Genomic DNA, 14,902 nt, shown 5'->3' on the forward strand with positions numbered 1-14,902 from the left:
TCGCCGACGTTCTCCAGCGAATGGTCGACGGTCATCCCGTCAACCGGCTCGACGAACTCCTGCCATGGGCATGGAAAGCGGGAAATCCTGTCAAGAGCTGACATCAGTGCAGCCCCCGGACGGATACGTCGTGATTCCTGTACCGCGCCTCCTCACCCTCAATGGAGCGCCAGAGCCCGACAGGGTGCGAAAGTGGGTCAGCCTGCTCATGGCGCTCTCCGCGACGGCAAAGGTGCAACGAAGAGCGCGCCCGATCGCGGCGCGAGGAGCGCGGCATCGGTGGGATTGCTGCGCGCGGGCGGCGTGGCGAACAGCGGCGCCTCGCGCCAGCTTTGCGCCATTGGACGCACCGATGCGGCGGCGCCGGCCGCAGACTGATTGTCGATGATCGGCGCCAGAGCCGCGATGTAAGTGCGCGTCTCCAGCGGCAGCCGCTCACCCGCAAGCGACGCCTCATAGCGTGCGGGCCCGGCATTATAGGCCGCGAGCATGGCGCGGATGCTGCCATAGCGGTCATGGAGCTGGCGCAGATAGGCGGCGCCGGCGAGTATGTTGTCGCGCGGGTCGAATGGATCAGCGCCGAGACCATGATGAACGCGAAGCTCGTCCCAGGTTGCGGGCATGATCTGCATCAGCCCCATGGCACCGGCCGATGAGACGGCGCGCGGATCGCCGCCGCTCTCGGCTTGCATGACCGCACGGATCCAGCTGGCCGGAAGCTCGAAGCGCTGCGCAGCCTCGTCGATATGGGCGGCGTAGGACGTGACGGAGTACGCCGCAGTTGGCGTCATAGGTTGCGCGCTGGCAGAGCCAGGCGATGCACCGCCGGTCAACAGTCCGGATGCGAGAAAGAGCGCAGCGCGACGCATGTCAGCGCACCGCCGCGCGCCAGATGAAGTCACTGTTGCCGGCTTCATCCGTGAGGAGTGGCATCGCACGGCCGATGACGGTGCCGTCTGAAATCGGCCCGAAATACCGTCCGTCGAGACTGTCGCCGACGTCCGGGTTCATCAGGAACAGATGATCGGAAGCGATACGCCGGCAGCCCTGCCAGACCGGCAGGTCCCGGCCCAAGCTATCGCGCCGAAGGGCTTCACCCAGCGGCACGCCATCGACGGTGATGGCGTCGCTGAGGCGGCAGACAACCTGCCCCGGAAGCCCCATCACGCGCTTCAACAACGGCGTGCCTTCGCCGAGATAGCCACGCGCGATGAGGAACGAAGCGAGCGGCGGCGGTGGCATCACCGCCACCAGATCGGTGACCTCGAGATGATCGGCCGGCTCGAGAGAATAGAGCCCGATAGGGACGCTCGCCGAGACATTCCAGATCAGCTTGAGCGGGGTCGGCAGCGTGGCGGCGACGGCCACACCGACGCTGGCGACGGTCGTTATCAGCACATAGGCGGCGCGGTTCATTGACCGCACTCCTGCCGCTTCAGCCACGCCTGATGGCGCTCCATGCTATAGGCGCGCGGCTCGAAGCCGACACTGATGCGGTGGGCGACATGACCCCAGTGATCAGGCGCGACGGTTGCCGCATCGATGCCGATCGCCTCGATCGCGTCGATGTGCTGGATGATTTTCTCGACCTTGGGCCAGCCATCCACCCGCAGCAAGATCTCGCCGCCGGGGCGCACGAAAGGAAGTGTCTGGTAACCTTCGCCCGGCGCCACGCAGCGCACGATATCGAGGCGGGAGGCCACGGTGCCGAAGTCGTTCGATGCCCATCGGACAAAAGCGAAGATGCAGCCCGGGGGGAAAGAGAGGATGCGCCGGCGGCGATCCAGAAGCCGCTCATGTGCGTGATGGCCGAAGCGGATCCAGTTCTCGATGCGCTTCTCGATATGGGTCAGCTCGACATGGGTCAGGGCATCGGATGGGGGACTGGACGGGGATGCGGTGCTTGGCGCACGGGGCGCAAACGCCTCGCTCATGGCAGATCTCCAGATTGGGGAGGGAATTCGCGCGTGAGGAGGTCGCGCATCATCTCGGCGACGGTGACGCCGCGCCGGAAGGCGGCGACCTTGATCCGCCCGCGCAGGTCGGGCGTCACATCGATGGTGAGGCGCGCAGTGAACGCGGCGCCGGGGCGGTGCTCCGTCGCGACATCCGCCGCCTTGATCCAATGCTCGGGATCGGCAGGCCGAGAGGCGAAGTCGCGGCGGATCGGGCGTTCGCTCATGGCGCGAGCCTCCCGAGGTCGAGACTATTGATCTCGGCGCAGAGCGCGGCGATCTCGCGCGTGGCTGGCCCGGCATCGTCGCGCTCGAAGACGAGACGGCCCGACTGTGCCGCCGCCGCAAAGGCGATGCGCTGACCGATGGTGCTGGCGAGCACCGGCGGATCATGGTCAGCCAGCGTCCGCGCGGTCTCGCGGGCGAGAACGGTGCGCGCGCCACAGCGGTTCAAGACGAACCGGACCAGCATCTCCGGGCGGTAGATGCGCACCTCGCGGATCAGCGCCAGCATCTCGGCCGATGCCCAGCCATCGAAGGGCGAGGGCTGCACCGGGATCAGCACCAGGTCGGCGGCGAGCAGCGCCGAGCGCATCAGCCCTGCGACGCGGGGCGGACCATCGATGACGATGTGATCGGCGTCACGCGCAAGCTCGGGCGCCTCCCGGTGCAGCGTGTCGCGGGCAAGCCCGACGACACCGAACAGCCGTGGCAATGCCTCGCGGCTGCGTTGCTGCGACCAGTCGAGGCTGGAGCCCTGTGGATCGGCGTCGATCAGGGTGATCCGCTGTCCCTGCCGGGCCCATTGCCCGGCGAGATGCAGCGCCAGGGTGGTCTTGCCGACCCCGCCCTTCTGATTGAGGAGCGCGACGATCATGGCGCGCTCCGCACGTTCAGCGGGGACGCGCTCGTCGTAGTAGAATGGCGTAGTTCCGTTAGAAGGATTCCGAAGGAATCCGGGTTAGAGAAGTTACGGACGCCGGAAGCCTCTGAATCAGAACGGTGAATCGTCGATTTTGGTCCCCGATAGCACGAGGAACCGGTCCCTGATGGCACGAGGGTGCTGGTCCCCGATAGCACGAGATGATTCACAGCTTGTCCCCAGATCGGATGGCCGCGAGACGGCGGCGGGTTGGCAGGGCAAGGCGTGCAGCGTCGATCTCGGCGAAGGACAGGATGTCGGCACCGTCCGCCTGGCGGTGCATGCCGAGCCGGTAGCCGGGCAGCGCCTGGCGGCCGACGATCGCGCGTAGGTCATAGGCGAAGTGCTTGAGGGGCGAGAGGCTGCCGGATTTGGCGTGGAGGTGCGCGACGTCGAAGCTCCAGCCGTGGTCCTGGTGCCCGCCATGCTTGCGCACCAGACGGTAGAGCCAGCGCTCAAGTCCGCCCGTCAGCCCGAAATAGGCCCGGTCGATGGTGAGCACGAGCGCATCGTCGAGTACGGCACGGTAGAACCAGTCCGGCAGGATGAGGTCGACACCATCGGGCCGTCCGTTGCGGTCGGTCCGTTCCTGCCATTCATTGATCCAGGAGAAGCGGTGCCGGCGCCCCTCCGCCGGTTGGCGGATGGTGGTCGAGATCGTCGTCGACTGGAGACGGTCGAGCGCGGCCTTGAGGCGCTGATAGTCGCGCAGGGAAGTGCCGCGCCCGACGAAAGTGAGGATCTCATAGGGCGTCGCCGCCATCAGGCGCGAGGTGCGAAGCCCCGCGTCGCGGGCCTCAACGATCTGGCTGGCGGCCCAGATGAGAATGTCGGCGTCCCAGATGGTCGCCATGCCGTGATCGGGCACGGCCTCGACCCGGATGGCGATGCTGCCGGTTCGGAAATCGATCGGCGCGACGCGCGGCGTCTTGGAGAGGGAGAAGAAGGGATAGGCCATGAGATCCTGCGCATCTCGTGGCGCGAAGTCCCCCGGCAGGGCGCGGAACAGATCGAGCTGTCCGCGCTCCGAGAGGCTGTGATGCCGCGCCGCCATGGGGGGCGTTCAGCGCGCGGCGCGGCCGGCGAACGAACCGGCGGCGAGCGCATGGCGCTTGGCCGGCAGCACGGTGCCGCGCGGATCGGAGGTCGAGGTGACCGCGCCGCGCTCGGTCCAGGCCTGCAGGTCGTCGATGGAATAGACGACGCGCCCGCCCAGCTTGCGATAGGCGGGACCGGTGCCATAGGTGCGGTGCTTTTCCAGCGTGCGGGCCGACAGGCTGAGAAACTCGGCGGCTTCCTTGGTGCGCAGGTAGCGCGGCGGGAGGGTGGCGAGATCGGGTCGCATGGAGCGGGCCTCCGTGGGCGTGGCGGGAGCCGCCGGAGTGTGGCGGCGGACGGTGACCACGGTGGCGGAGAAGGAATGTCGGGAGGGATGGGGAAGATTGGGGGGCTAAAATCCCCACCCCGTCACGGGCGGCGACGGTGGCGGAACAGCCGCAGATAGCCGCCGGCGATCAGGCCGGTGCCGCCTTCCACAAGGCCTATGACGCGGTCGCGCAAGGGAGACGTCTTCCAGGGATCGGCCGCGACCCGCTCGGTGCCGAAGATGGCCTCGGCAATGTCACGGTAGCTCGCACCCCGGTTCCGTCCGTCGCAGGCCTGAAGCATCAGCCGCAGGCGCCCGCGTTGCTGGCGGGTCATGCGGGTGTCGGGTGGCACGGGCTTCCTACGGTGCGCATGCCAGAGGCGGTTCAGCGCCTCGATACGGCCCGGCAGATCGTCGTCGAAGGGGATCAGGGCCGCGATCGGCGTGCCGGGTTCTAAGCCCGAAAGTAGAAGGTGCGGCGGCGCCGCATGATCAGGTGTTTCGGCAGGCACAGCGTGACGTGCCGTGCCCGTGCTTAGCAGATGGTCGGGAAGCTCGGTGAGGATGGTGACGGCCGGATTGATCCGTGGTGACCAACGGACAGGCTGACGGGTCGCGGGGAGCGAGGGTTTCGCGGCGACATCGTAACCCCCAGAGGTGCTCGGCCTCGGCTGGGAGAGGTGCTGCCGCTCTCTCGGCGTCTACGAGGTCACGATAGGCCTGCTGGTAGGACGCATCGCGCCTCAGGCATTCCCAGGCCAATCCCTCCACTGAGAGATCATCGAAATAGTCGTAGGTCCGACTGTCTCGCCAGCGCGACGTATCGGGCTTCATGAGCGACTCCCAGACGGTGCATGCCGTTGGGGTCAGCAATTAAGGATTGCATCGCGAGGCAGAACTCACCTCGCGGGCAACAGGTGATGCGGCGCGCGCATCACCCTGGAGAGGGGACACTTCAGTTCATGCGATGAGAGAGCAGATCGCGATAGCCTGTCTGGGCGAGCCAGCGGGCGCGCTCCAGATGGCTGTCATGCACCGCCCGGGCGCGGACAGGCTCCTGCGCCGGATCAATCCCGAACAGGACGACCACCACTTCCTGCCAGTCGGCTCCCTCAGTGGTCGCGTCGAGGAGGCGCATATAGAGCTTGATATGGGTGCGGTCATAGGCGGTCAGTTCCTGACCGGACGGCGCCTTATCATCAAACGCCTTGGCCACGTCCATCCCCCGCAGGCTGCCGTTTCTTCTGTCGCAAGCCAAGCCGTCGGCGACGGCGTGGGGCTGCAATTTGGGATCATTCTATCATGCGCGCTCATAAAGCCGAACGCTGCGTCCCCGGTGCGCACACCTGATCCACGGTCTCTTTGGCACTGGCGATGAGAGGCATCAGGCGTCCGCTGCCAGACCGTGGCGAGTGCGATGTAGAGAATACTCCGTGGTGAAATACTCATCAAGCGACTGCTCTCTCGGCCATGGAGATCCGAGAGGTGTTCGCGCGCAATCTGAAGGCCTTGCGGCTGGCCAAGGGGCTGTCGCAGGAAGAGCTTGCGCACCTCGCGGACATTGACCGCACCTATATCAGCTCGCTCGAGCGGTGCGTTTACAACGCCAGTATCGATGTGGTGCAGCGGCTCGCCTCGGTTCTCGGCGTCGAGGCCTCCGACCTGCTCCTGCGTTCGCCGACAGACCCGACCGAGATCGATCTCGAAGACGACAAGTAGGGCTCTATTGGCGCCATCGCGCATTCCCGCTTTTCGATGGAGAGTACCCCCGGCCTTGTCGGCCGGGGGCGCAGCCCGTACGTCAGTCCCCGCGGCGCCCGTTGGGGCGGGACCAGATGAGGGAGAAATTCTCGCCGTCCTCGTCGTCGAAGAGGTTGGCGTAGATGGCGGCGGTGAAGCTCGGATCGTCGAGCTTGAGGCCCAGATAGTCACGGCCTTCGGTGGAGCGCTTGGACCAGGCCGCCCCGATCTCGGCGCGGCCGACCAGGACCCGGTGGCTGGGGGCGTTCTCGCCGGTGGCGCGGGCGTCGGGGATGATGCGCACGCCCCGGGCCTGCACGCCGAGGGTCACGATGTCGCCGGTGAACTCGTTGGTGCCGGTCTTCTTGAAGGTGCCGATGGTGGCCATGTTCCGTCTCCGTCCTGTCTTCTGAGCCCGCACCATTGCGGCCTCGATGGCGATCGGAAGGCCGAAGGCGAGCGACGCCACATCGCCTCGGGGTCCCCGTCGCGCTGGCGCGATGGCGTGAGGATTGCGACCGCAGCGCAGCGGAGGACGGCGCAGGCGCGACTTTGTTGCTTCGCGAGGAATGACGGCGATCCGGGGTCCCCGCGCGGCGCGCGGGGTGGGCGCCGACAGGGGAAGAAAGTCGGGTCCAGCCGTTGTGGCATAGGCGCTCGAGGCGCAGCCGTCCTTCGGCCAGATCAGGCCATTGAAGAGGCCGTCTGGAGCGGGCACGGGCGGATGGATGAGGGAGATGGTTTGGCCTCGCGCCAGATATAGAGACCCGACTGGCCAGCATTGGCGGACGATACCCTGAGCTTGGCCAAGCTGCGCATTCCCCGTCCCGCCAACGTCGCGAATGCTTTGCCGCGATCGGTCTTTCGGCTGCGATGCGGCCGCCGTCCTGCACGCGCACTAATCTTGCCGCATGGGAGGGCGAAGCCGGCGCGCCGGATCTCCGCTCCCTCCCGGCCCGGCCGGTTGACGCGGACGCTACGCCATTCGCCGTCTGGTGCGCAGAGCGGCTATCGCGGTGTCAGGGAGGGGAGCTGTGCCCGTCAGAAGGGCCGAACGCCTTCCTTTCGGTGATGCGCACGAAGGCGACAATGCCAACGGCGGCGGCTCCGAGGATCGAAAACACCATCTGCCACGTCTGCGAGGGCATGGTGTGCTTCACGATGCCATGGGTGGCGTGGAAGCCCGCGGCTGCGGCCGGGAAGACGAACACGGAGGCGATGAGAAGGCGCGCCCAGGTCGGACGGAGGGTAGCGAGCAGGAACCGACCCAGACCGAAGGTCAGGGCTGCGGCAGCAAAGCCGAGAAGGATAGCGCCAAGCCAACCGGCGCCGGTGCCATAGGCCCAGGTGCCCGCCGTGAAGCCCGCAAAAAGCGGCAACGCGAATACAGCCAGCGTGAAGAGCAGCCAGCAAAGGAATGCGATCGTCGCCATGCTGAGGAGAATGCCGATGAAGATCATGGTGGTGGCTCCATAAGATCAGATGGATGCGCCTCCACCACCTCCGACGCACTCGTACGATGAGCAGAAATTGCGGCGGCCACCATTCATGGCCGCCTGTTCGTCTCTCAGGTGACGAACGGGTCGATTTCGCGGACGATGGCGGCTTCGTCGCCGTCATATTCGGCAGCCGGGGCGACGGAGAGCGTGCCGTCGCCGGCGCGGAAGATGACGACGGTGGCCATCAGGGTGGAGGCGAGGCTGAAGGCGAAGGCGTGAGCGATCTGGGCGGACATCGACCGGGCTCCTGCGCGAGCGGAGGTCCATCCCCCGCTGACAGGCGCCCGAAAGGGCCGGCCGGTGGCCGCAATCACCGTGTCCGGCGCAGCCGGAGCGGCGGCACGCGCAGCGTAGTCCGACCCTTCATGGGTTGATGGCGTCAGGCCATCGGCTGGACCCAAGGATCAGCGTCGTGAAGCGGGGATGGTCGTCCGGTCGGGAGACCGTGATGGCGGGTTACTGCGCAGGTCGCTTCCGCAGGGTTGCCCGGTCCAACACGTGCTGACTTTGGCAAGCCGTCAGCGTTGCATCTTCCACGGATTGATGACCTCTACGCCGGCGGCGTCGAATGCGCTGCTGTCGCGCGTGGCCACAACGAAGCCCCGAGAGGCTGCCATCGCGGCGATATAGCCGTCGGGCGTCGGAAAGCCCTTACCGGCCGCACGCGCCTTCACGGCGAGGTCGGCATAGCGTCGTGCGGCAGCGATATCGAAAGGCAAGACTCGATCAGCGAACAGCTCCATCACCCCGTCCAGGGCTTCGGTGAGCCGGTCTTTGCGCTTGCCCGCAGGCAGCGCACCGATGCCGTACAACAGTTCGGCAATCGTGACGCTGGAGAGATAGAGCGTCTCGGCCGCCTGCTCGTCGAGCCACGCCCGCACGGTGTCGTCGGGCGCGGGCTTCATCGCTTCCGAGATGACATTGGTGTCGAGAAGGATCATTCGAAGCTCATGGGATCGGCAGGCGTCCTGTCGCGCGCCGGGTTGAGGGCGTCGATGTCCTCATTGGTCAGGCCGAGGCGGCGGCTGCGCTCCGCGAGCGCCGTTCCGAGCCGGAGGCGCGTGTCAGGGCGAACGGCGGTCTCTAGGATGTCGCGCATCTCGGCTTCGGTGCTGCGGCCATGCTGTGCCGCGCGCACCTTGAGGGCACGGTGCGTTGCCTCGGAGAGGTTGCGGATCGTCACTGCGGGCATGATGGCGCCTCCCAGTACATCTGATAGCGTTGATAGCAAAATATAGGAATTGCCATCACATTCAAGATGCAGGGTTGCGGCGACGCTTAGGCGCCGCCGGATCCGAACCGATAGACCGGGATGCCCATCTTGCGGGCCTTGTCGGCCAGATTGTCCTGAATGCCGGTGCCGGGGAAGATCACGACGCCGATTGGCACCACGTTCAGCATATGGTCATTGCGCTTGAAGGGAGCGGCCTTGGCGTGCTTCGCCCAATCAGGCTTGAAGGCCACCTGCGGCACCTTGCGGCTGTCGGCCCAGATGGACGCGATCTTTTCGGCGCCTTTGGGCGAGCCGCCATGCAGCAGCACCATGTCCGGGTGCTTGGCGTGGATCTGGTCGAGCTTGGCCCAGATCTGCCTGTGATCGGCGGTGTCCCCGCCCGAGAAGGCAATCTTCGGCCCGGCGGGCACGAGCACCTCGCTATCCGCGCGCCGCCGGGCGGCGAGGAAATCCCGGCTGTCGATCAGCGATGCGGTGAGGTGGCGATGGTTGACCCGTGATCCGGCCCGTGGCGTCCAGGGCGAGCCGGTGGCGATACGGTAGCGGTCGGCGGCGGCCTCGCGGAAGGTTTCCATGCCGTCGCGGCGGCCGATCAGGTTCATGCCGATGTCGATCAGACGCTCGAGCTCCAGGGACTTCACCTCGGAGCCGTCCTGTTCACGCTGAAGCTGCTTCTGGGTCTGCTCGTTGTCGTCGAGCTTCTGCTCAATCCGGTCCACGGCGCGGTGGAACATGTTGACGGTCGACCAGAGGAGATCAGGGAGGTCGGCATCGAGGCTGGTGTCGGTGATCGTGGCGACCAGGGCGTCGAAGATGTCGGCAACGGCGCCTTCGATGAGGCGGTCTTCCGGTGGTGGGCGCTGGTCGCGCTCGTCCTCGGAAGGACGATGGCCGTGGAGCTGCAACTCCTGGATCAGGCGGTCGGTCGGGGATGAGACGTGGTGCGGCTCGTGGTCGTCATGCGCGCTCATGGGATGCTCCGTCGGCTTGGACCGCTTGCCGTGGCGGCCTTCATGGCGACGAAGCCGTCGGGCGGGACGGACCTGCACCCGGAGCGCGGGCATGGTCCCCGAAAGTGGGAACCGGTTTCGGGACAAGACCATGCCGAAAAAGCGCACAGGGCCGAAGCGCAGCGGAGGATGGCGACAAGCCGGCGATTTTGCCTCGCGATGGAAAGCGGCCCGAAAGCCGCGCCGGAAAATCGTCGGCGGCAGCCATTGCTGACCCGGCCCGGCTGATGGCCGATCGCCCTCTCGAAGGCGCAAGGCGCGGTCCTCTTGCCGTGACTGACGCATCCTTGCGGGTGTGGCAGCCACGGATCGCGGTTCAGCCCGCTCCGGCTATGGGGCCAGGCTCATGAAGCGCGCCACGTCCTCCGGGGCGAGTTGCACCCGAACACCCGTCCGCAGGGCATCGAAACCGAGCCGCTGGAGATCCTCGTTGAAGTCCCCGAGCGCTGGCGACAATGGGATGGCCTCGATGCCTTCGGCTTTCGCCCGTTCGATCAACGTGTCCCGCGCGGCGTCACCGGCAGGATCGTTGTCGCGGACGATATAGAGCCGCCTCAAGGCAGGCGGGAAGAGGATGGCGGCCAGATGCGCGGCCGAGAGCGCTGGCATAATCGGCATGTCGGGAAGGATCTGCCGCAGCGAAAGCATGGTCTCGATGCCTTCGCCCGCCGCCATCACGCTGTCGGGCACACCGATGCGAACGGTAGACCCAAGCAGATAGCCCATCGCCTTGCGCGGCGTGTAGATCGGAGCCTTGTCCGAACCGTCGGGTGCAAGCCAGGTGCGGTGTACGCCGGTGATCCTGCCCGTGAGATCTGTGACGGCGGCGATCATGGCGGGCCAGGTCTCGGTCGGGCCGTCGTCAGGCTTGTAGTAGCAGCGCGGATGGAAACGCAGGTTTGCGGTTCCGTGCAAAAGCGTAATGCCGCGTCGGCGCAAATACGTCTCTGCGAGGGTCCTGGCGATGGGCTGCGACATGGCGAATAGCCGGCGAGCCGCTTCGACCGACCCTGATGGAGCGGGCAGAACACGGCGAGATGTTGATGTGGGTTCCAGTTCGGGATGCGGCAGGCTGAGAAAGGCGCGCGCTTCCTCGGCTACGTCAGCGAAGTCGGTGAGGCCCAAGGAGCCACGTATGATGTCGAGAAGATCGCCATGTTCGCCGGTGGCGGCATCGGTCCATTTGCCCGCCGGGCCCTTCGCGGATGCCTGGAGCCGGACAAAGAGCGAGCGGCCGGGCGTGTTGCGGACATCGCCGACGAGCCAGTAGCGGCCCTCCCGGCGACCATTGGAGAGATAATGACGGCAGACCGCTTCGGCCCGATCGGCGAGCCGGCGCGACAGATCGTGAGCAATCCCGGACATGGCGAGCTTTTAAAAACAAAGGCCCGCCGACAGAGCCGGCGGGCCGAGGTTCAGGATCGTGTTGAGGGTTACTCCGCCGCCACGGCAGGGGGGATGTCCGTGGTGTCTTCAGTATCCTCAAGACTCTCGTCTTCGCCCATGGCCGTTGTGCCGTCCTGCGCCGCCGTTCCTTCGCGGACCTCCGGTTCGGCTCCGCGCAGCGGTTCCGGCAGCCAGCCGGTGTCGGCCAGCAGCGTTTCGGCCTCGCGGGCCATGTCACCCTTCTTCAAGTGCGCGATGCGCTCCGCGGCACGCGCGCCCTTCGCCTCGCTCACCGCCTGCAGAATGCGGGCCTTGGTGACCCGGCCGAGAAAATTGTCCACGGTGGGCTTCCAACCGGCGGCGGCCATGTCGAGGTCGACGGCGCGTGCGAGCTGATCGGCATGGTTGAGCGCGCGGGGGCGCCGGTTCCAGGCCTCATGAACGGCGTTCACCGACAGGCTCACCACATGGGCGAACAGGCCGGAGCGGCTGTCGCTGTCCCAATCCCGCAGCGCCTCCCAGAGATCGGCCGAGTCCTTCGGCAGGACCTTGGCCCAGCCTTCATGTCGGGCATGGATCGCCGCGGCCGAGGCGCTGTCGTTCAGCCCCGGCGCCGGCGCACTGAACGCCACGCTCTTCAGGTCGAGTTCGAGACAGCTATCCGAGCCGTAGCGGTAGAAGCTCTTCAGCGTCAGGGCATGCAGGGCCGCGAGGAAGGCGACCTCCGGCCGCTCGCCCAACGCCTGGCGCAGGCCGAGCGTGCGATGCGAGGTCAGCTCGGTCATCAGCCGGTCCGAGAGCGCCGACAGCCCTTCGTCCTCCTCGGGCTCGGGCGTCGACGCGTCTGCCATGACGGCCTCGCCGGTACGCATAGCCGCCGCCGCGATGTGGTGCGGCCCGGCGTCTTCCGCGACGACTTCGCGCTCCACCGGCAGTTCGTCCTCCGGCCGCACATAACCGCGCTCAATGCGCAATACGCCATCATGGCCAATGCTGACGAACGCGCCGGCGCGCGCCACCTCCAGCGGATCGAAGGTGATCGGGCGGGTCTCCAAGGCTTCGATCGCCGTCTCGAGCTCGCCGAGTCGCGCATCGACCTCCTCTGGCAACTCGTCCGCCTCAGCGTATTCCGTGGATAAGCGATCATATTCCGCCTGAAGAGCGTCGCGGCAGGTCTCCTCTTCGGCGGTGAGCAGGATGGTCTCACCGCGCCACTGGCGCAAGCCGTAGGTGTGGCCATAGGCGAAGTCAGGGGCCATCTCGACCCATTTCCACCCCTCGGCGGCGACAGCGTCGGCCTCGGCCTTGAGCTTCCCGGCTACCAGCCGGTCGACGAGCGCGACATCCTGTAGCCAGCCCCCGTCATCACCCTGGAACAGGTCGCGCAGGATGGTGCCGCCGGCCTCGACATAGGCCTCGAGGCCGATGAACTGGACCCGCTTGTCACAGGCGCGGACAGCACCCTCGGTCAGCATGCGGCGGATGGCATAGGGCTGCTTGTCATAGGAGGCCTTCAGCCGCTCGAAGACTTGTTCCTGGCGCGCATGGTCGCCGGAAACGGTGAAGGCCATGAGCTGGTCGAGCGTCATGCCGTCCTCGGCATAGACCTCCAGCAGCACCGGCGACACCGAGGCGAGCTTGAGGCGCTGCTTCACCACGCCGACCGAGACGAAGAAGGCGGCCGCAATCTCTTCCTCGGACTGGCCCTTCTCGCGGAGCGCCAGAAAGGCGCGGAACTGGTCGAGCGGATGCAGCGGCGCGCGCTGGACATTCTCGGCGAGGGAATCCTCCTCGGCGATGCCGCCCTCCCGGATGACGCAGGGCACCGGCGCGGTCTTGGCGAGGCGTTTCTGCTTCACCAGCAATTCCAGCGCCCGATAGCGCCGCCCGCCCGCCGGAATCTCGAACATGCCGGTTTCGACGCCGGCGTCATCGACGACAGGCCGGACGCTGAGGCCCTGCAGCAGGCCGCGGCGGGCGATGTCCTCGGCCAGTTCCTCGATCGAGACCCCAGCCTTGATGCGCCGGACGTTCGATTGGCTGAGCAGGAGCTTGTTGAAGGGGATGTCACGCGAGGGCGAGAGCGTGATCTTCTGAACATTGGTCGCCATGGCAGGCACCTCCGCGACGGGCGGCCAAGAGCCTCTCTCTCGGCCTCCAACCCGTCACGAAGCGCAGCGCCGCCCTCTCACTCTGGAGGGCGACGCCGCAGAACCGCAGATACGCACAAGCGGAAAACCGCAAAGCCGGAGATACGGATCTCCACATCTCCGGCTTTCCGGAAATCAGGCAGCCCGATCGAGCAGCTTCTTGGCCCGGCCCTCGAGGTCGAGCCGCGCATCCTGGTGGGGCTTGTCGCGTGCGACCGCGGTGATGCCCTGCACGAAGTCGAAGATGCTCTCGGGCTTGCGCCCTTCCTCGGCCAGCACCGTGTCGATGATCTTGGCCGTCTCGGCCCTGGAGAAGCCCCGGTTGCGCAGGAAGTCGCTGCGGTCCTCGTCGGTGCGCGCGACGATCTTCTCCCGTGCAGCCCTGATGCCATTGACGAAGGGCATGGGCGAGGAATTGGCGAAGCGGGTGAGTGCCGGCGCTGCCTCGTGCGCGAAGCGGGAGGCAGCGTATTTGGAGTGGCGGATGGTGATCTCCTGGAAATCCTCGACGCCCCAGAGATTGCGGTTCTGGCACACGGCACGCAGATAGAAGCTCGCGATGCCGAGCGTCTTGGCCCCCACCTCCGAGTTCCAGCAATAGAAGCCACGGAAATAGAGGTCCGGCGCGCCGTCGGGCAGCCGCCCGGCCTCGATCGGGTTCAGATCATCGACCAGGAACAGGAAGACGTCGCGGTCGGAGGCGTAGAGCGTCGTCGTATCCTTGGTGATGTCGACACGCGGATTGTAGATGCCCGTCGACCAGTCGAGCACGCCCGGCACCTTCCAGCGAGTGTCGCCGGTGCCGTTGCCGGCGATGCGCTGCACCGCCTCGACCAGCTCATGATCATAGATCCGGCCATAGTCCGGGCCGGTCACTGCGCGCAGTTCGACGCGGCCATTGGCGGTCTCAAACGTCTTGATCTGCTCGGCGCGGTGCGAGGTTAGGCCATATTGCAGATTGATGCCGGCCAGCGCGGCGGGAAGCTGGCGCAGATAGGCGGCCGGTGCCCCGATCTGGGCCGCGAGCTGGCCGAATGACCAATGGTTCGGTTCGACGGGCGCATCCGCCCCGGGCAGCACCAGCGCCAGCCGCTCGGCATTGGAACGGCTCGCCTCCACATGGATGCGGGACGTCTCCACGAGGCGCGACCGGCTGTGATCGGCCCGGCCCCGCACCATCGCGGCCAGCTCGCCGAGTGACAGGAACCGTTCGTCATCCGGCCGGGAAAACCACTCCGACGACACGCGGCCGACCCGCTCGCCGCGCGTGACATCCACCTTGTAGCCGCCGCTGGCATCACGACCGGCATCCCGAACCTGCATGTTCATGGGGATCACCCTCCATGACGGGCGCCGGAAGACTCTCTCTCGGCCCTCAACCCGTCACGGAAATCCAGACCTGCCTCTCACACTTTGGCGCCCTAAGGGCTTTGGGGTGGCTCTGCCCGACAGCCTGGGAGGTGTGATCTGAATTATCCCGGAAGAACTCTCCAGCACACGTCAGATTCAAAGCAGGATCGTGTCCCATCGGGTGGTGTAACTGAGCCGTTTTCCATCGGGTCGCGCCGATATGGTCGGCGTACTCAGGCCACCATGTTGGGCAGCCCGGGGACGGTGGCATCATCGCCGATGGCGGCGAT

Annotated in this window: 21 protein-coding genes; 2 read left to right on the top strand and 19 right to left on the bottom strand. The window is 66.5% G+C overall.

Annotation, left to right across the window (positions count from 1 at the left end; all coding sequences use genetic code 11):
• Positions 1 to 101 (top strand): transposase domain-containing protein (locus tag VRZ77_RS20820; RefSeq protein ID WP_414593329.1); only part of this gene is annotated, 101 nt, incomplete at its 5' end.
• A 105-nt stretch (positions 102 to 206) separates the two neighbouring features.
• Here VRZ77_RS20820 and VRZ77_RS20825 read toward each other — a convergent pair.
• The 10 genes from VRZ77_RS20825 to VRZ77_RS20870 form a co-directional block, all read right to left on the bottom strand.
• Positions 207 to 869, bottom strand: a complete 663-nt coding sequence (locus VRZ77_RS20825) for a lytic transglycosylase domain-containing protein (RefSeq protein WP_414594484.1) — start codon at positions 867 to 869, stop codon at positions 207 to 209.
• Position 870: 1 nt separating this feature from the next.
• Positions 871 to 1,416 carry a S26 family signal peptidase gene (locus VRZ77_RS20830; protein ID WP_414594485.1) on the bottom strand — a complete coding sequence of 182 codons (546 nt, stop codon included), beginning with the start codon at positions 1,414 to 1,416 and terminating at the stop codon, positions 871 to 873.
• The gene (locus VRZ77_RS20835) at positions 1,413 to 1,934 is read right to left on the bottom strand and encodes a DUF2840 domain-containing protein (protein ID WP_414594486.1); all 522 of its coding nucleotides are present in this window, start codon (positions 1,932 to 1,934) and stop codon (positions 1,413 to 1,415) included. The genes VRZ77_RS20830 and VRZ77_RS20835 overlap by 4 nt, the downstream gene beginning before the upstream one ends.
• Positions 1,931 to 2,182, bottom strand: a complete 252-nt coding sequence (locus tag VRZ77_RS20840) for a hypothetical protein (RefSeq protein ID WP_414594487.1) — start codon at positions 2,180 to 2,182, stop codon at positions 1,931 to 1,933. The genes VRZ77_RS20835 and VRZ77_RS20840 overlap by 4 nt, the downstream gene beginning before the upstream one ends.
• Entirely contained in the window at positions 2,179 to 2,832 is a 654-nt protein-coding gene (parA, locus tag VRZ77_RS20845; protein ID WP_414594488.1) for a ParA family partition ATPase, read from the bottom strand. The genes VRZ77_RS20840 and parA overlap by 4 nt, the downstream gene beginning before the upstream one ends.
• A 211-nt stretch (positions 2,833 to 3,043) precedes the next feature.
• Complete coding sequence (locus tag VRZ77_RS20850) at positions 3,044 to 3,931, bottom strand: replication initiator protein A (protein WP_414594489.1); 888 nt, start codon at positions 3,929 to 3,931, stop codon at positions 3,044 to 3,046.
• Positions 3,932 to 3,940: 9 nt separating this feature from the next.
• On the bottom strand, positions 3,941 to 4,222 hold the full coding sequence (locus tag VRZ77_RS20855; protein ID WP_132036201.1) for a helix-turn-helix transcriptional regulator: 282 nt from the start codon (positions 4,220 to 4,222) through the stop codon (positions 3,941 to 3,943).
• A gap of 122 nt (positions 4,223 to 4,344) precedes the next feature.
• Positions 4,345 to 4,755: a DUF2285 domain-containing protein gene (locus VRZ77_RS20860; RefSeq protein ID WP_414594490.1), complete on the bottom strand. Its 411-nt coding sequence runs from the start codon at positions 4,753 to 4,755 to the stop codon at positions 4,345 to 4,347.
• A complete protein-coding gene (locus VRZ77_RS20865; RefSeq protein WP_414594491.1) occupies positions 4,736 to 5,077 on the bottom strand; it encodes a transcriptional regulator domain-containing protein in 342 nt (113 codons plus the stop codon). The genes VRZ77_RS20860 and VRZ77_RS20865 overlap by 20 nt, the downstream gene beginning before the upstream one ends.
• Positions 5,078 to 5,198: 121 nt before the next feature.
• Positions 5,199 to 5,465, bottom strand: coding sequence for a DNA -binding domain-containing protein (locus VRZ77_RS20870; RefSeq protein ID WP_414594501.1), 267 nt, complete (start codon positions 5,463 to 5,465; stop codon positions 5,199 to 5,201).
• 248 nt (positions 5,466 to 5,713) lie between these two features.
• On the opposite strand from VRZ77_RS20870, the gene VRZ77_RS20875 reads away from it, so the two are divergent.
• The gene (locus tag VRZ77_RS20875; protein ID WP_414594492.1) at positions 5,714 to 5,962 is read left to right on the top strand and encodes a helix-turn-helix domain-containing protein; all 249 of its coding nucleotides are present in this window, start codon (positions 5,714 to 5,716) and stop codon (positions 5,960 to 5,962) included.
• A gap of 82 nt (positions 5,963 to 6,044) precedes the next feature.
• Here the strand turns inward: VRZ77_RS20875 and VRZ77_RS20880 are convergent, their stop codons facing one another.
• The 9 genes from VRZ77_RS20880 to VRZ77_RS20920 form a co-directional block, all read right to left on the bottom strand.
• Positions 6,045 to 6,371 (bottom strand): DUF736 domain-containing protein, encoded by a 327-nt coding sequence (locus VRZ77_RS20880; protein ID WP_414594493.1) that lies wholly within the window; start codon positions 6,369 to 6,371, stop codon positions 6,045 to 6,047.
• Between the two features lie 631 nt (positions 6,372 to 7,002).
• Complete coding sequence (locus VRZ77_RS20885; protein WP_414594494.1) at positions 7,003 to 7,443, bottom strand: hypothetical protein; 441 nt, start codon at positions 7,441 to 7,443, stop codon at positions 7,003 to 7,005.
• A gap of 107 nt (positions 7,444 to 7,550) precedes the next feature.
• Entirely contained in the window at positions 7,551 to 7,718 is a 168-nt protein-coding gene (locus VRZ77_RS20890; protein WP_414594495.1) for a hypothetical protein, read from the bottom strand.
• 282 nt (positions 7,719 to 8,000) lie between these two features.
• Positions 8,001 to 8,423 carry a type II toxin-antitoxin system VapC family toxin gene (locus tag VRZ77_RS20895; RefSeq protein WP_414594496.1) on the bottom strand — a complete coding sequence of 141 codons (423 nt, stop codon included), beginning with the start codon at positions 8,421 to 8,423 and terminating at the stop codon, positions 8,001 to 8,003.
• A complete protein-coding gene (locus VRZ77_RS20900) occupies positions 8,420 to 8,674 on the bottom strand; it encodes a FitA-like ribbon-helix-helix domain-containing protein (protein WP_414594497.1) in 255 nt (84 codons plus the stop codon). Before VRZ77_RS20900 ends, VRZ77_RS20895 begins: the two co-directional genes overlap by 4 nt.
• A gap of 86 nt (positions 8,675 to 8,760) precedes the next feature.
• Positions 8,761 to 9,687 (bottom strand): DUF2493 domain-containing protein, encoded by a 927-nt coding sequence (locus VRZ77_RS20905; protein WP_414594502.1) that lies wholly within the window; start codon positions 9,685 to 9,687, stop codon positions 8,761 to 8,763.
• A 369-nt stretch (positions 9,688 to 10,056) separates the two neighbouring features.
• A complete protein-coding gene (locus VRZ77_RS20910) occupies positions 10,057 to 11,091 on the bottom strand; it encodes a toprim domain-containing protein (protein WP_414594498.1) in 1,035 nt (344 codons plus the stop codon).
• Between the two features lie 68 nt (positions 11,092 to 11,159).
• A complete protein-coding gene (locus VRZ77_RS20915) occupies positions 11,160 to 13,223 on the bottom strand; it encodes a ParB/RepB/Spo0J family partition protein (protein ID WP_414594499.1) in 2,064 nt (687 codons plus the stop codon).
• Between the two features lie 174 nt (positions 13,224 to 13,397).
• On the bottom strand, positions 13,398 to 14,591 hold the full coding sequence (locus VRZ77_RS20920; protein ID WP_414594500.1) for a DUF932 domain-containing protein: 1,194 nt from the start codon (positions 14,589 to 14,591) through the stop codon (positions 13,398 to 13,400).
• Positions 14,592 to 14,902 lie beyond the last annotated feature (311 nt).

Origin of the sequence: Ancylobacter sp. G4_0304 (assembly GCF_047501495.1) — a bacterium.
In the GTDB taxonomy this organism is placed as follows: Bacteria; Pseudomonadota; Alphaproteobacteria; order Rhizobiales; family Xanthobacteraceae; genus Ancylobacter.

Excerpts from the sequence above, each read along its gene's own strand:
- VRZ77_RS20825 (WP_414594484.1), bottom strand. The coding sequence starts at position 869 with ATGCGTCGCGCTGCGCTCTTTCTCGCATCCGGACTGTTGACCGGCGGT.
- VRZ77_RS20830 (WP_414594485.1), bottom strand. The coding sequence starts at position 1,416 with ATGAACCGCGCCGCCTATGTGCTGATAACGACCGTCGCCAGCGTCGGT.
- VRZ77_RS20835 (WP_414594486.1), bottom strand. The coding sequence starts at position 1,934 with ATGAGCGAGGCGTTTGCGCCCCGTGCGCCAAGCACCGCATCCCCGTCC.
- VRZ77_RS20840 (WP_414594487.1), bottom strand. The coding sequence starts at position 2,182 with ATGAGCGAACGCCCGATCCGCCGCGACTTCGCCTCTCGGCCTGCCGAT.
- parA (WP_414594488.1), bottom strand. The coding sequence starts at position 2,832 with ATGATCGTCGCGCTCCTCAATCAGAAGGGCGGGGTCGGCAAGACCACC.
- VRZ77_RS20850 (WP_414594489.1), bottom strand. The coding sequence starts at position 3,931 with ATGGCGGCGCGGCATCACAGCCTCTCGGAGCGCGGACAGCTCGATCTG.
- VRZ77_RS20855 (WP_132036201.1), bottom strand. The coding sequence starts at position 4,222 with ATGCGACCCGATCTCGCCACCCTCCCGCCGCGCTACCTGCGCACCAAG.
- VRZ77_RS20865 (WP_414594491.1), bottom strand. The coding sequence starts at position 5,077 with ATGAAGCCCGATACGTCGCGCTGGCGAGACAGTCGGACCTACGACTAT.
- VRZ77_RS20870 (WP_414594501.1), bottom strand. The coding sequence starts at position 5,465 with ATGGACGTGGCCAAGGCGTTTGATGATAAGGCGCCGTCCGGTCAGGAA.
- VRZ77_RS20875 (WP_414594492.1), top strand. The coding sequence starts at position 5,714 with ATGGAGATCCGAGAGGTGTTCGCGCGCAATCTGAAGGCCTTGCGGCTG.
- VRZ77_RS20880 (WP_414594493.1), bottom strand. The coding sequence starts at position 6,371 with ATGGCCACCATCGGCACCTTCAAGAAGACCGGCACCAACGAGTTCACC.
- VRZ77_RS20885 (WP_414594494.1), bottom strand. The coding sequence starts at position 7,443 with ATGATCTTCATCGGCATTCTCCTCAGCATGGCGACGATCGCATTCCTT.
- VRZ77_RS20890 (WP_414594495.1), bottom strand. The coding sequence starts at position 7,718 with ATGTCCGCCCAGATCGCTCACGCCTTCGCCTTCAGCCTCGCCTCCACC.
- VRZ77_RS20895 (WP_414594496.1), bottom strand. The coding sequence starts at position 8,423 with ATGATCCTTCTCGACACCAATGTCATCTCGGAAGCGATGAAGCCCGCG.
- VRZ77_RS20900 (WP_414594497.1), bottom strand. The coding sequence starts at position 8,674 with ATGCCCGCAGTGACGATCCGCAACCTCTCCGAGGCAACGCACCGTGCC.
- VRZ77_RS20905 (WP_414594502.1), bottom strand. The coding sequence starts at position 9,687 with ATGAGCGCGCATGACGACCACGAGCCGCACCACGTCTCATCCCCGACC.
- VRZ77_RS20910 (WP_414594498.1), bottom strand. The coding sequence starts at position 11,091 with ATGTCCGGGATTGCTCACGATCTGTCGCGCCGGCTCGCCGATCGGGCC.
- VRZ77_RS20915 (WP_414594499.1), bottom strand. The coding sequence starts at position 13,223 with ATGGCGACCAATGTTCAGAAGATCACGCTCTCGCCCTCGCGTGACATC.
- VRZ77_RS20920 (WP_414594500.1), bottom strand. The coding sequence starts at position 14,591 with ATGAACATGCAGGTTCGGGATGCCGGTCGTGATGCCAGCGGCGGCTAC.